This is a genomic window from Paenibacillus sp. FSL M7-0420 (assembly GCF_038002345.1).
GTDB lineage: Bacteria > Bacillota > Bacilli > Paenibacillales > Paenibacillaceae > Paenibacillus_AQ.
The window spans coordinates 2,642,747-2,657,089 of record NZ_JBBOCJ010000001.1; the positions used below are offsets into that span (position 1 = coordinate 2,642,747).

The following is a 14,343-nucleotide window of genomic DNA, read 5'->3' on the forward strand; positions in this document are numbered from 1 at the left end:
GATCGGTCAGAATATAACGATAGGGCAAGAACGTTACAGAAGCGAATGGAGAATAGATTAAGGAAGGGGAAGCGTCATGAAGAAGTGGAGACCCGGTATCGGGGGCAGCATTGTTCTGCTGCTGCTCACGATTGGCGGCTGTGATACCCGGAGCAGTACAGACGCTTCCCTGCTGTCCGGCGGAGGCGGCGCGGCAGACACCCGCGAACCTGTCACCCTCCGGTACTCCAGCTATCTGCTGGATACGGCACAAGCAGGCAAAGTGTATTTTGACGCGATTGCCGAATTCGAGAAGCTGTATCCCCATATCCAGATCGATGCAGATTTCATCCAGAACAATAATTATACGGCGGGGATCAAGATCCGGCTGCTTGGCGGTGAGAAGGTGGATGTATTCGATACGTGGTCGCCCAGCCTGTTCGAGGAATTCCGCGCCCTGCGGAGCGATATGTACCTGGACCTGACCGGAGCCGATTTCCTCAAGGAATTCTACCCGAACTCCCTGCTGCCGGTTACGGTGGGCGGCCGGGTATACGGAGCGCCGGAGGTCATGCACAGTGACGGGCTGCTCTACAACAAAACCTTGTTCGACTCTCTCGGGCTGGAGGTTCCGCGCACCTGGGACGAGTTCCTTGCGCTCTGCGTGCAGCTGAAGCAGGAAGGGCTTATTCCGGTGGCAATGGATGCGGAGTGGTCCACGGCCCAGTTCTTCTGGGGGTCTATCATGTCGGATAACGGGGCGGATGCCGCCTGGACGAAGAAGCTGGAGAGCGGGGAGATCACTATCGATGATCCGGTATTCGTGGATGCCATCCAGAAGCACCGGGAGATTATCGACCGGGAGTTCGTGCCGCCGAACTGGAAGAGCCTGAAGCATGAGCAGGCCAAGGATCTGGTCGGCACAGGCCAGGCGGCCATGATTATTACCGGCACCTGGGACATCCCCAGCATCAAGGAGCGGAATCCGGCACAGGATATCCGGTTCATGATGGTGCCGGGCAGTGTGCGGACGGTGCCGAATATCAATGTCGGCACGTACCGGGTGATCAGCTCGCGGACGGAGCATCCCGAGGAGGCCAAGCAGTTCGTGGCATTCATGAACGGCAGGGCTACGCAGGAGAAGCTGGCCGCAGGCGCTCTGGCCGTGCCTTCGGTCATCTCGGCCCCTACGGACCGGAGCGATTCGGTCTCGTCCATTGCCGCTGCGGTAACGCGCGAGGACGCCACGCTCTATTGGCCGCATACAGTATCGACGGAGTCGCTCCAGGTGAAGATTCTGGAGGGCGTCAACCAGTATCTTGCCGGACAGCCCATGGAGACCGCACTGGCCAATATCCAGCAGGCGATTGATGAGGCTGCGGCCAAGCGGCAGCAATCAGAGTGACCTGAGCAGGAGATGGGGGATGCCCATAGAATATAGTCAGGGAAGCAGTTGAATATACAGACTGGAAAGGTAGGACGACAATGGTTAACTACAGAACGGCAGCTCCGCACGAACGCGAGGAATACATAGATTTGGCCAACCTTGCCTTCCGCTTTGATTTTGAAATTCTGATGCCCAAGGCGTATGACAAGAGTGTAGATTCATCAGCGATGCATAAGGTTGCTGTGGACGAGCAAGGCAGGCTGCGTGCGCTGGTGGCTGTTTTTCCAGAGTCTCTGACGGTATGTGATCATACGCTGCGCACCGGCTATCTGGGTACGGTATCTGTTCATCCGCGTGCGCGAGGCGAAGGTCATATGAAAGCGCTTATGAACCTGTGGCTTGAAGAGCTGCGGGGTACCTGTGATATGGTTGTATTATATGGACAGCGGCAGAGATATGAGTATTTCGGCTTCACGCTTGGCGGTGTCAAGTTCAAATATACCTTGGCAGAGGCCAATGTCCGCCATGGCTTAAGAGGGGTGAATGACACCGGAATATCCTTCAGTCCGCTGTTTGACATGGAAGGTGGAGCAGAATTTGCATATACCCTGAACACCTCGCGGCTTGCTTATGTTGAACGTAACTTAGAGCAATTGCCGCTGATTTTCAGTACACTCTGTCAAAAGGCACTTGGCGTTCTGGATCAGGGCAAGCTGATCGGGTATCTGGTTGTCAACGAAGCGGGCGATGATATCGCTGAAATCGCGCTGAAGAGGGCGGATGACATTCTGCGGACGATCAAGGCCTATATGGCTTACAGCAGCGCAGGGCAGATAACGTTGCACGCGCCGGAATATGACATCCCGCTGAATAAGGCTCTTGGCGGCATTGCGGAAGACTTCGTGACCGAGAACTCGGATATGTATCATATTTTGGATTTCGCCAATGTCCTGAAGGCGTACCTCACGCTGAAGTATAAGACCACAGGCATTATCCCGGGAGAATTCTCCGCAGTCATGGACGGACAGCCGGTGACGGCGCGGGTGGACGAAGAGGGCGTGAGCGTCGAGCGGTCAGCCAAGCCGGATGCAGTTGTACTTAGCAGGCAGCAGGCCCAGGCCCTGCTGCTTACACAGCACAGCCGTTATATGGCCTTGCCTGCACCCGCAGGCTGGTTCCCGCTGCCTCTGTTCTGGTACAAGATTGATAAATACTGAGTCATCCGTCGCGCGATAATCCCGGCCGTTCCCGCCTACAGCGACTTGCGGAATTCCGCCGGAGTCATGCCGGAGAAGTTACGGAACAGCTTGATGAAGTAGCTGACGTTGTCATAACCCAGCTGCTCCGCGATTTCCACGATGGTCAGATTCGTCTGATTCAGGAGATCGCGGGCCTGCTCCATTTTCACTCTGGTCACGTACTCGATGAAGGTCAGCCCGGTCTCCAGGCGGAATAACCGGCTGAAATGGGTGGGGTTCAGGCCCAGACGCTTCGCCATCTCCTCCATTCCGACCTTCTCGCCTATATGATTCATCACATACCGTTTGGCTTCGGCTATTTCTTTGCGGACATTCTGCTTCCACATGGAGCTTAGCATGAGTATTTTATCCTTCAGGAATTCCTCCAGCCATTCCATAAGCTGCTCCAGCGTTTCGAATTCCTGGATTGAGCGCTGGAGCCGCTCACTGTTGAAGTTGCTGACGAAGTTCTGCATGACGACATATTTCAATTCCAGCTCCATCACCATCTTGAGCAGCCAGCTCTTCACACTCTCCACCGGATACTTCTGGTCCCCGATATACTGCTTGATCTCCCTGACCTTGGCCGCAAGCTGCGGGCTGTCCTCCTGCTGAATGCAGTCCCTTAGCTGCTGAAGGATCTCCGAATAATGCACGAACAGGTCCTCGCCGCTGGTCTGGACAGGTGCATACTTCATAACCGCTCCCTCGGCAGTATAGAAGCGCAGGGCCTGGGAATCCAGCAGCGCCTGAATCTGCTTCTTGATATCGATCAGACTTGGAGTAGCCTCCCCGTAAAAGAAGGAAATCCCCATCCGCAGATGCAGCTTCGCCATTCTCTGGACATGCCGGAAGTTATCACGGAACTCCTCATAAAGATTGCGGACGAGGATATGCGGCAAAGGAATGAACAGGATGAACTGCCGTTCCGTCAGCGCGAACTGGATAATGCCGTCAATCTCCAGAAATTCCTGCAGCACATTATCCATTACGAATTGCAGGTTCACGACTCCGCCGAACCGCCTCTCCAGCTCATAGGAGCGCTCCGGGACCGCCAGTACAGGCAGATACGGGGTGCCTTTGTGCAGGCTGATGCCCATCGCTTCGGCTTGTCCGAACCACTCGGCTTCATCCCAGACCGGCTGCTCCACGAACATGCGGATGAACCTGGTCCGGATGGCGGCGTGGTTCTGGCTGACCAGCTTCTCCATCTGGAGATAGTGGTTACGGGATTTCAATTTCACCTCCAGCCGGGCCACCGCTTCCGTCAATACGGCAATCACCTGATCGATCTGCAGACTCTCCTTCAATATATATTCGGCCACATTCAGTTTCACAGCCTTCTGGGCATATTCGAATTCCCCGTGGCAGGACAGGATAATCGTCTGAAGCTGAGGGTTCATCTCCCGCGCCTTCTGGATTAGCTCCAGTCCATTCATCGCCGGCATGCCGATATCCGTAAGCAGAATATCCGGCTGATGCAGCTGGCAGGCTTCCCAGGCCTGTCTGCCGTCCGAGCAGCAAGCCGATAGTTCAAGGCCGAGGGTGTCCCAGGGAATCGAAGTGCTTAAATACTCCAGCACCGGATAATGATCGTCTGCCAGTACTACTTTATAGGTCATGATTATCTGCTCCTATCCGCTTCACGGGCATGATTAACTGTACGGTGGTGCGCCCCCCGTGAATGCTCTCAATGTTCATCTCGAAGCGCTCCCCGTAGATTAGCTTGAGCCGCTGGTAGACGTTGATTAATCCGATGCCGTGAGCAGACTCTGCCACTGGCGTCCCGTCAGCACTCAAGGCGCCGATCTCCGCATCCTTCTGCCTGATGTGCTGAAGCAGGGCTGCGAGCGTATGCTCCTCAATTCCCGTGCCGTTATCCTCGATGGTAATGGTTAGCCTGGACTGAACGAGTCCGATGGTGATGACCACCCGCCCTCCGCCCTGCAAGAACCCGTGCTTGTAAGCATTCTCAATAATAGGCTGCAGGATGAACCTCGGCACCGTCTCCAGCAGCAGCTCTTTGTCCACATGTACTGCATATTCCGTAGGATATCTCATCGTGAACCGCATTAATTCCATATACTGCTTCGTGAAATCAAGCTCACTGGCAATGGAGACGAATTCCTCCCGGCTGGAGAAGCTGGCCCGCAGCATAGCGGAGAGGGAGCCGACAATCGCAGCATTCTCTTCATCCTGCTTCATCAGCAGCTTCAGCCGGATCGAACTTAGTACATTGAATAGAAAATGAGGGTTAATCTGGGCCTGCAGCATCGCAATCTCCGCCTGGCGCTTGAGTTCCTGCTCCGTCTCCACCTGCCTGAGCATCAGCTGTACCCGGTCCAGCATGTTATCGAAGGAGTGCCCCAGGCTGCCGATCTCATCGGCTCCCCGGATGCCCGAGCGGACCATGAGATCCCCGTCTTCCACCCGGCGGGCCGCTTTGCCCAGAACAAGCACAGGCTTGGTGAATCTCCTCAGCAGAACCGTCAGCGCGAACAAGAAGCTGACCGCAAATATCGTCTGAATGATCAGGCCGGTCCGGTTAATCCCGTTCAACCTTTCTGTTAGCTGCTCATAGGGAGCGACACTGATGAGTCTCCATCTGGCAAACTTCAGCGGCAGCGAGAGGAGGAGCTGATTCTCCCCCTTGAACTTGACGATGTCAGGGAAGACCAGCTCATCTACAGGCAGCAGATGGTCAAAGCTTGTGCCTATCAGCTCCTGGTTCCGGTTCGACAGAATGTTCTCCTCTTCATCCAGCAGATACACATCCTCTTCCAGGGAAGCAAACCGTTCACGGATCGAAGCCTCGCTGCGGCTGACAATCAGGTAAGCGTAGGGAGCGGCAGTCGTTTCTTCTCTTAAGGCACGCGCTGTCATGAAGATATACGGCTGCTCAGCCTGCAGGGAGGTCAGGTAATTGTCTTCTGCTCCCATAAATAAGGTGTCATACGGCGGGAGCTGCTCCAGCGTAGAGAACCAGCCCCGCTTCAGAAATTGCCGGGGATCATAATCATAGAAGGAATAATCGGAATAGGCATGTCCTTCCTTATCCAGCAGAGTGATCCTCAGATCGATGGTGTCTCCGGCCACCTGCTCCAGGCGGCTGGTCAGGGTACGCGCAGCTACGGGATTGGTCTTGGCATCCTCCAGCAGCGTCTTGATCTCCGGGTCGAAGTGAACGAAGTTCGACACCGACACCATCTCCTCGAAGATCACATCTATCTGCGACTGGACAATTCTCAGGGACTGCGTGGCCTTCTCCAAGGAATGTTCCCGGATAATCAGCTTGGAATAGACGTTGGTAATATAGAGCATCCCCAGTGCCGGAATGACCAGGCAGGCGATGGAGGTAAGGATTAGCTTTTGCCGGAAGGAGAGCTGACTGAGCCTGTGCTTTTCTTTCATTAATATCCCTCCAGTTGTAGACCTTCACAGACTTATGGTACTTGATTCTGCGGTTCGGCTCATCCAATAAATTTTTCAATTTAGAAAAAATAATGCTATACAAAGTTTTCACCACAGATAAATTCGTTGCATGTGCAATAAAAGTTGTCCTTCTATAATGAAGCTACAAACATAAAAAGAGGTGGATACAGTGGACGTTATTACTGAAGAGGGGACGGCACAACGGTCCGGCAGCCCCGGGATAAGCAAGATGCGCAAGCAATCCTTTTACGACAATATTGCAGGGTATTTATTCATTGCCCCCATGCTCATTCTGACCGTAACGCTGGTAATTATTCCGATTCTCCTATCCGGTGTGATCAGCTTCTCGAACTGGAACTTTGTATCCGGGCTGGACGGATTTCAATTTATCGGTCTGGATAACTACACCCGGCTGGTACAGGACGAGTCCTTTCACCGCTCGCTCTACAACAACCTGATCATGATTGCCGTTGTTCCGGTAGCGATGTTCCTGGCGCTGGTGCTGGCGGTGCTGATCAACAAGGCAACGTATTTCAAAACCTTTTTCAAAGTGATCTACTTCATGCCCTTCATCTCGAGCTTCGTGGCCATCGCCCTGCTCTGGAGAGTGCTCTATCACCCGAACAACGGTCCGATTAACGGCTTCCTCAGATCTATAGGGATCGAGCATCCGCCCATGTGGCTGGCTGATCCCAAGTTCGCCCTGATCTCGGTCATGATTATTATGGTGTGGACTTCACTGGGCTTCAACATGGTCATCTATCTGGCGGGCCTGCAGAATATCTCACGGGATTTGTATGAAGCCGCCGATGTGGACGGGGCCTCACCGCTCAGACAATTCTTCAGAATTACACTGCCGATGCTGTCGCCTACGTCCTTCTTCCTGCTGATCACAGGAGTTGTCGGGTCCTTCAAGGTCTTCGATCTCATTATGGTGTTAACCGGCGGCGGCCCGGCAGGCTCAACCTCAGTTATTGTCTACTATCTGTATGAGGTGGCGTTCGTCAATCTGGAGTCGGGCTATGCTTCGGCGATGGGCATTATTCTGCTGATCCTCATCCTGCTGGTGACCTTGTTACAATGGGTCGGACAAAAGAAATGGGTCAACTACTAGGAGGTATACACATGCGATCGATCAAGCTTAACCGTGTTATTGTTACCGTTTTCATGGGGGTTGCGGGCATCCTGTTCATCATGCCGTTCTTATGGATGCTCTCCGCCTCCTTCAAGCCCGAGCTGGATGTGATGAAATATCCCATAGAATGGATTCCGTCGAAATGGAATGCGGTGGAGAACTACAAGCAGGTATGGGCGGGAGCCGTGCCGTTCACACTCTATTACTGGAACACAACGAAGGTTACCCTGATGTCTACAGCGCTGTCGCTGATTATTTCTGCTATGGCGGCTTACGGCTTCTCCAAAATCATGTTCAAAGGGCGGGACATCCTCTTCCTGGTTGTCTTGGCCACCTTCATGATTCCGACGCAGGCCATTCTGGTTCCGCAGTTCATCATGTACCGCTGGCTTGGACTCTTCGACAGCCATTTCGGGCTGGTGCTGCTTGCCGCCTCCGGCGTGCTGGGAACCTTCCTGCTGAGACAGTTCTTCCTGGGAATCCATGATGAAATTATTGAATCGGCGCGGATTGATGCAGCGGGCCATTGGACGATCTTAATGCGGATTGCCATGCCACTGGTGCAGCCAGCCCTTGCTACCTATATGATTCTCCGCTTTATCTGGACCTGGAATGATTACCAGAATCCGCTGATCTTCCTTCGTTCCGATTCATTGTTTACCCTGCAGCTGGGCATCCGGAAATTCGCTGATTTCAGCGGCGAGTTCTACTCCTTAATGATGGCAGGTGCCGTATCAGCCATTCTGCCATTGTTAATTATTTTCATGATCGGCCAGAAGCAGGTGATTGAGGGAGTTGCGATGGGCAGTGTCAAAGGCTAGACTAATTACATTACAGGGGGCCAAATCATGTCAAAAGTAAAACGCAATCTATTCATCGCCGTACCGCTGTTATCCCTGCTGGTATCCGGTTGCGGCGGCGCCGGCAATGCAGAGAAGGAGCCGGCGGCAACGGGTGCCGGAACAGATGCAGAACAAGCGGTAACCATTAAGCTGAGCAACTGGTACGCCAAAAAAATGGACAACTGGGATATCGTCATTGCCGAGTTCGAGAAGCAGCATCCGAACATTAAGGTGGAATTTGCCTCTGCGGAGGACAACAACTCCAACGAGTATTATAAGAAGCTGGACCTTGCGGTGGCCGGCGGCGATGATCTGGATATCCTCATGTTCAGTAACATGACCTTCCTGTCCCAGCGTGCAGGGCTCGGTATGATCCAGCCGCTGGATGATTATCTGGCGAAGGACGGCATCAATTTCAAGGATGAATATACAGCCGATACCAGCATTGACGGCAAGGTCTATGGACTGCCCGGCAAGTCCTCCCAGGGTCTGGTGATTATTAACGAGGATCATCTGAAGGAGGCGGGACTTGAGCTGCCTAAGGACTGGACCTGGGATCAGTATATGGATTACGCTAAGGCGATGACGAAGAAAACGGGCGATAAGACCCGGTATGGCACCTACTTCCACAGCTGGATTCAATACGGGTATGTGGCACAGACCTTCGGGCAGGCGGTGAATGCCAATCTGACTACCGATGACGGCAAGACCGCCAATATTGACAATCCATTCATGCGCAAGTCGCTTGAGCTGCGGCTTCGGGGAGAAACGGAAGGCTCCGCAACCCCGTATTCCGAGGTGGTCAGCCAGAAGCTGAACTACAGACCGCAATATTTCAACCAGGATACCAGTATGCTTGTCACCGGCTCCTTCCTGATCCCGGAGACTGGCGGAACGGAGACGATTCCGGCCAGCTTCAAGACCGTGTTCGCTCCGCTGCCGAAGATGAAGATCGAAGATCCGATGTCCTCGAACGTGAGCGGGGATGTCCTGAGCATCTACAGCAAGTCCAAGCATAAAGACGAAGCCTACACCTTCATCCGCTGGTTCTCCACCGAGGGGATTGTACTGCAAGGGAAGAATATTCCGTCCTGGAAAAAAGCTGACTTGAAAGATGTGGTGGACCGGATTATCGCAGGCAGCAAGACCCCGGAAATGATCGACAAGGCTTCGCTGCTCTATGTTCTGGAGAATACTATACCAACTACAGCAGCTACAGCAGTGCCTTATCACGCTGAGCTGGAGAAGGTGCTGCTGGAGGAGTTCGACAAAATGCTGCTGTCCGGTCAAAGTATTGATGATACGATTCAGCATGCACAAACCAAGATTCAGAAGATTATTGATTCCAAATCCTAAGAAGCAGATATCACAGATTAGATAGGAGTGCTGCCCGTGCTGTATCCAATAATGACGGAAACCCGCAGTCTGTACGATCTGGGCGGGGTATGGAATTTCAAGCTGGACGATGGCACCGGCTGGGATGAGAGCTGGCAGGCATCGAAGCTCACAGATACGATCCCTATGGCGGTGCCCTCGGCTTACAATGATCTTGGCGTGAGCCCGGAGATTCGTAATCATGTCGGCTGGGTCTGGTACGAGCGGGAGCTGACGCTCCCAGCGAACATCCTGAATGAACGGCTGGTGCTGCGCTTCGGCTCGGCTACCCATAAGGCGAAGGTATTTATCAATGGAAGCTTGGTAATGGAGCATGCCGGCGGCTTCCTTCCCTTCGAGGGCGTGATTAACGGCTATATCCGCCCTGGAACGAACCGGTTGACGGTGGCTGTTCATAATGTCGTGGATTACACGACACTGCCTGTAGGCCTGTACACAGAGACTGAAGGCCCGGACGGGAAGACCAAGGTGAAGAATCAGCCGAATTTCGATTTCTTCAACTTTGCCGGATTGCAGCGGCCGGTGCGGATCTATTCCACGCCGCAGACCTTCGTTCAGGATGTTACTGTAGTGACCGATTACAAGGAGGAGCAGGGGAAGGAGAGGCAGGGGATAGTCCGCTATAGCGTGGACATTAGCGGAGAAGCGGAGGTCCGGGTCACGCTACTGGATGAAGAGGGGAAGGCGGTCTGTTCGGGTTCAGGGCGGTCCGGCACTCTGGATATTCCTGGCGTGATCCTATGGCAGCCGCTGAATGCCTATCTGTACACCCTGAAGATTGAGCTTCTGCAAGCGGAGCAGTTGGTTGATGTCTATGAGCTGCCGTTCGGTGTGCGGACGGTAGAGGTGAAGGACGGGCAGTTCCAGATCAATGGCGAACCGTTCTACTTCAAGGGCTACGGCAGACATGAGGATACCCCGTTCCATGGACGGGGACTGGATGAAGCCGCGAACATTATGGATTTCAATCTGATGAAATGGTCCGGGGCCAACTCCTTCCGCACGGCGCATTATCCGTATGCCGAGGAAGTGATGCGTCTGGCCGACCGTGAAGGCTTCGTCGTGATTAATGAGACTCCGGCGGTAGGCTTGGATCTTAATTTCCTGGTGATGTTCTCAGGAGGTTCGAAGAAGGATACCTGGGCAGAGGTCCAGACCTTCGGGCATCACCGGCAGGTGATCCGGGAGCTGATTAACCGGGATAAGAACCATGCCTGTGTAGTGATGTGGAATGTGGCTAATGAACCAGCCTCTTATGAGGATGGGGCTTATGAATATTTCAAGCCGCTGATTGAGCAGCTGCGGGAAGAAGACCCGCAGCATCGTCCGGTTACGCTGGTGACGCATATTGAGGCATCCCCGGCGAACGACAGAATCTCTGAGCTGATTGATGTGCTGGCCTTCAACCGGTATTACGGCTGGTACGTGGACGGGGGAGATCTGGAGTCGGCGAAGGACAAGCTGAGGCTGGAGCTGGAAGCCTGGACCCGGCAGTGCCCGGGCAAGCCGATGATGATGACCGAATATGGAACCGATACCGTGGCCGGACTGCATGATGTGGAGCCGATTATGTTCACGGAAGAATATCAGGTGGCGTTCTACCGGGCGAATCATGAAGTCTTCGATGAGTTCCAGGAGTTTGTGGGCGAGCAGGTATGGAATTTCGCCGACTTTGCCACCAGCCAGGGCATCATCCGCGTGCAGGGGAACAAGAAGGGCATCTTCACCCGTGACCGCAAGCCCAAGGCGGCAGCGCACGAGCTGCGCCGGAGATGGACGGCTATACCGGATTTTGGGTATAAGAAGTAGATTGAGTTTAAGTTACAGCGTAAGTTTGCAAGCCTCCCGTTACGGGAGGCTTGTTTTTTTGCCGCACTCCGAACTGTTTAATCCAGCTTGGCGTACCTTCCAGGGGATACTCCGGCGATCTTGGTGAAGCTGCGGATGAAATTGGCGTAATCGCTGAAGCCGGATTGATAACAGGCCTCGGTAAGGCTAAGCCCGTCGCGGAGGTAAGCCTTGGCCAACGAAATCCTGCGGTCCAGTATGTAGGAACGTAGCGTCAGGCCTGTGTGCTGTTTGAACTGACGGCTAATATAGGTGCTGTTCAAATGAAAGGTGCTGCTAAGCTGCTCCAGCGTGATGGTCTGCTCCAGATGGGCGTCAATGTACTCCATCGTCCTGCGGACCAGCTCCGGCATGATATTGGCAGGAACGATACTTGTCTTATGAAACGCCGCATTGGTTAGCACCAATAATTGAGCAAGCATGCTGTTGGCGAGGATATCTGCTCCATACGCATCCGATGAGAGGGCCTTCTCCAAGTCACCGGTCAACCGTAGCACCTGTTGAAGCTCGGCTTCCTCCAGATGCACAATGTTGCCCTTACCCTTCGGACGGTAGTCGAAGCACCAGGATAGCGGGGTAGCCGGAGTAGACAGGCGGTGCAGATAGGATTTTTGGAGATTGATCGTGATCCGTTCGTATTCTGATTCATCCTGGCTGAAGGAACGGTGCATCTCTTCCGGGTTCAACACAAGCAGATCACCGCGTTCCAGATGGTAACAGCTGTTCTCAATATAGAAGTTGACATTGCCGCGCAGGAACAAGTATAACTCATACGCTTCATGGCGGTGATAGAAGGTCCCCATATTATAGGTAGTCGTCCTGTGCAGGTAGAGGAAATCTTTATGGATAGGATCATACCGCAGCTCAAAAGGGTCGTTCATCGGTAACCTCCAGGTGTCATTTGGCGCAATACATCGCGCGGAATTCGCAAGGATTCTTCTCTGGAACTACTTTAAAATGTCATTATCCTAGCATGTCAGGATATGAATTGCAAGCGTTGTATTGTACACACCGGACTGGAGGATAGGATGATGGAACTAATCTTAACAGCTAGAAGCAAGCTTCAGGAAGATCCTGAATATACCGGATTGAACGGACATGGATTACAAGCATCCGTCGAGATAACAGGCGGAGCAGGCAGTGCCGTGCAGCCTTATCAGGCATCTGTAACGATCACGAATCTGAACAGCACGCCGTGGTCGGGTGTCATTCATGTAGAGCTGCCGTTTGCGAAGACAGCCCCGCGCTTTTTTCTTCCTGCCTTTATGTATGGGCGCAACCGCGGAGAGGCACCGCAGAATGTTCCGAATGAGTTCCCGCGGCTTAGAGACGGCCAGCCCTCGCGTCCTTCTTCTCCCTGGTGGATGGTCCGAAGCGACCGGCTGTCGCATCCGGCAGCGCTGGCATATGACAACGGTAAGGTATGGGGACTGTGTGCCAGCCCTTACTTTGTACACCAAGATGGGGGGAAGTCCCAGTGGAGGCCCGGGCATGAAGGGGAGTTCTACCAGTATGGCGGCTTCACCTGCTCACTTGCCAAGGGAACGGTCGGCTATACGCTGGGGTATGAGAATGCTCCGCTTCTGTTCATCAAATCGCGTCTTGTCAAGGAACGGGCACCTCTGGAGGAGAACTGCTTTGAACTGGCGGCCTCAGAGTCAGTAGCGTTCATGCTGGATCTGTATGACTACAAGGCTGAGTCTGAGCTGGGCATTAATACTGCGCTGGAAGACATCTATTTCCGCTATCATCAGCCACCGAGATCTGGAAGTGATATGCGGACCGCTGCGGCCGATCTGTCGAAGGCGATCTATCAATATGCATGGCTGCCTGAGGACCGGAGCTACACCACCTTCGTCTATGAGGACAAGGAGACGGGCGGGTACCGGTATAATAAAATCATCTCGACCAGTTGGACAGACGGTCTGACTGTAGCCACTCCTATGCTGATGGCTGCGCTGCGGCTGGAGGATGAGCCGATGCGCGGGCAGGCACTCTCCTGCATTGAGAATATCATCGGGAACTCCATGAACCCGGCTTCCGGTCTTCCCTACGAGGCCTATCAGGATGGGAAATGGAGTATTAACGGCTGGTGGTTCGACGGAATGCGTACTCCGGGACATTCCGCCTATCTGTGCGGACAGGCCTTATTCTATATTATGAAGGCCTATGAATACGAGAAACGGCTCAAGCATGTCGTTCACGAGGAGTGGGTGGACTTCGTGCGGAAGATTCTCCCCGTACTGGAACGAAGCCGGAATTCGGACGATGAATACCCGACGATTCTCTCCGAGCGAACCGGTGCCGGGCTTGAATACGATTCCTTCAGCGGAACCTGGATTATGGCTGCAATCGCCTACTACAGCTGGCTAACCGGAAACCGGTCGCATCTGGACAGCCTGAAGCGCAGCGAGCGGCATTATTATGAGACCTATGTGAGACGGATGGAATGTTATGGGGCGCCGCTTGATGCAGATAAGGCGGTAGATTCTGAAGGGATTCTGGCGTACATCCGGGCGGTCAGATATCTGCACGCCCTTACAGGGGATGAGCTGTATCTGGATCATATGCGGGATGCGCTTGCTTACGAGTTCACCTTCAAATTCGCCTATAATTCACCGGTTAAAGTGCCGCCGCTCAGCACAGTGGGCTGGTCCAGCTCCGGGGGGAGCGTGACCTCAGTCGCCAATCCGCATATTCATCCCATGTCGAGCAGCGTGGTAGATGAGCTGTATTATTATATGAAGCGGCGTGAAGATCCGTATGTGAAGCAGCGGATGCTGGATACCGTCGGCTGGGGCTGTCAGACCTACAACCGGTATGACCGGGAGTTCGATCACGGCTTGACGGGCTGGATGTCCGAGCGCTTCTGTCATTCCGAAGGGCTGGTAACAGAGACCTACAGTGACGGCTCACCGGCCAGCACCTGGTTCTGTCTGATGCCCTGGGCCAGCGGCAGTATTATTGAAGGTCTTGTTGGGGACTATTGGGAGGCGGACAGCGAGTAAAGCTGTTCATTCTCAATGTTGATATTCTGTCAAAAATATGGGGCTGTCCCAAAAGTGACAGCCCCTTTTATTGTGGGAA

At 53.7% G+C, this 14,343-nt stretch carries 10 protein-coding genes; 7 read left to right on the top strand and 3 right to left on the bottom strand.

All coding sequences use genetic code 11. The features are described from left to right. The first annotated feature begins 76 nt into the window (after positions 1–76). On the top strand, positions 77–1,384 hold the full coding sequence (locus MKX51_RS10985) for an ABC transporter substrate-binding protein (RefSeq protein WP_340992367.1): 1,308 nt from the start codon (positions 77–79) through the stop codon (positions 1,382–1,384). An 80-nt stretch (positions 1,385–1,464) separates the two neighbouring features. Next, the gene (locus MKX51_RS10990) at positions 1,465–2,583 is read left to right on the top strand and encodes a GNAT family N-acetyltransferase (RefSeq protein ID WP_340992368.1); all 1,119 of its coding nucleotides are present in this window, start codon (positions 1,465–1,467) and stop codon (positions 2,581–2,583) included. Positions 2,584–2,618: 35 nt separating this feature from the next. Here the strand turns inward: MKX51_RS10990 and MKX51_RS10995 are convergent, their stop codons facing one another. Both MKX51_RS10995 and MKX51_RS11000 read right to left on the bottom strand, forming a co-directional pair. After that, on the bottom strand, positions 2,619–4,226 hold the full coding sequence (locus tag MKX51_RS10995; RefSeq protein ID WP_340941698.1) for a response regulator transcription factor: 1,608 nt from the start codon (positions 4,224–4,226) through the stop codon (positions 2,619–2,621). Further along, positions 4,216–6,015, bottom strand: a complete 1,800-nt coding sequence (locus MKX51_RS11000; RefSeq protein WP_340992369.1) for a sensor histidine kinase — start codon at positions 6,013–6,015, stop codon at positions 4,216–4,218. The genes MKX51_RS10995 and MKX51_RS11000 overlap by 11 nt, the downstream gene beginning before the upstream one ends. A 190-nt stretch (positions 6,016–6,205) precedes the next feature. On the opposite strand from MKX51_RS11000, the gene MKX51_RS11005 reads away from it, so the two are divergent. The 4 genes from MKX51_RS11005 to uidA are packed head-to-tail and all read left to right on the top strand — an operon-like array spanning position 6,206 to position 11,217. Next, the gene (locus MKX51_RS11005) at positions 6,206–7,150 is read left to right on the top strand and encodes a carbohydrate ABC transporter permease (protein ID WP_340992370.1); all 945 of its coding nucleotides are present in this window, start codon (positions 6,206–6,208) and stop codon (positions 7,148–7,150) included. An 11-nt stretch (positions 7,151–7,161) separates the two neighbouring features. Then, on the top strand, positions 7,162–7,992 hold the full coding sequence (locus tag MKX51_RS11010; protein ID WP_340992371.1) for a carbohydrate ABC transporter permease: 831 nt from the start codon (positions 7,162–7,164) through the stop codon (positions 7,990–7,992). A gap of 27 nt (positions 7,993–8,019) precedes the next feature. Beyond that, on the top strand, positions 8,020–9,369 hold the full coding sequence (locus tag MKX51_RS11015) for an ABC transporter substrate-binding protein (RefSeq protein WP_340992372.1): 1,350 nt from the start codon (positions 8,020–8,022) through the stop codon (positions 9,367–9,369). A 36-nt stretch (positions 9,370–9,405) separates the two neighbouring features. Next, a complete protein-coding gene (gene uidA, locus MKX51_RS11020; RefSeq protein WP_340992373.1) occupies positions 9,406–11,217 on the top strand; it encodes a beta-glucuronidase in 1,812 nt (603 codons plus the stop codon). 77 nt (positions 11,218–11,294) lie between these two features. Here the strand turns inward: uidA and MKX51_RS11025 are convergent, their stop codons facing one another. Continuing rightward, complete coding sequence (locus MKX51_RS11025) at positions 11,295–12,137, bottom strand: AraC family transcriptional regulator (RefSeq protein WP_340992374.1); 843 nt, start codon at positions 12,135–12,137, stop codon at positions 11,295–11,297. 147 nt (positions 12,138–12,284) lie between these two features. Here MKX51_RS11025 and MKX51_RS11030 point away from each other — a divergent pair, with 147 nt between their 5' ends. Continuing rightward, positions 12,285–14,264 (top strand): hypothetical protein, encoded by a 1,980-nt coding sequence (locus MKX51_RS11030; protein WP_340992375.1) that lies wholly within the window; start codon positions 12,285–12,287, stop codon positions 14,262–14,264. Positions 14,265–14,343: the final 79 nt, after the last annotated feature.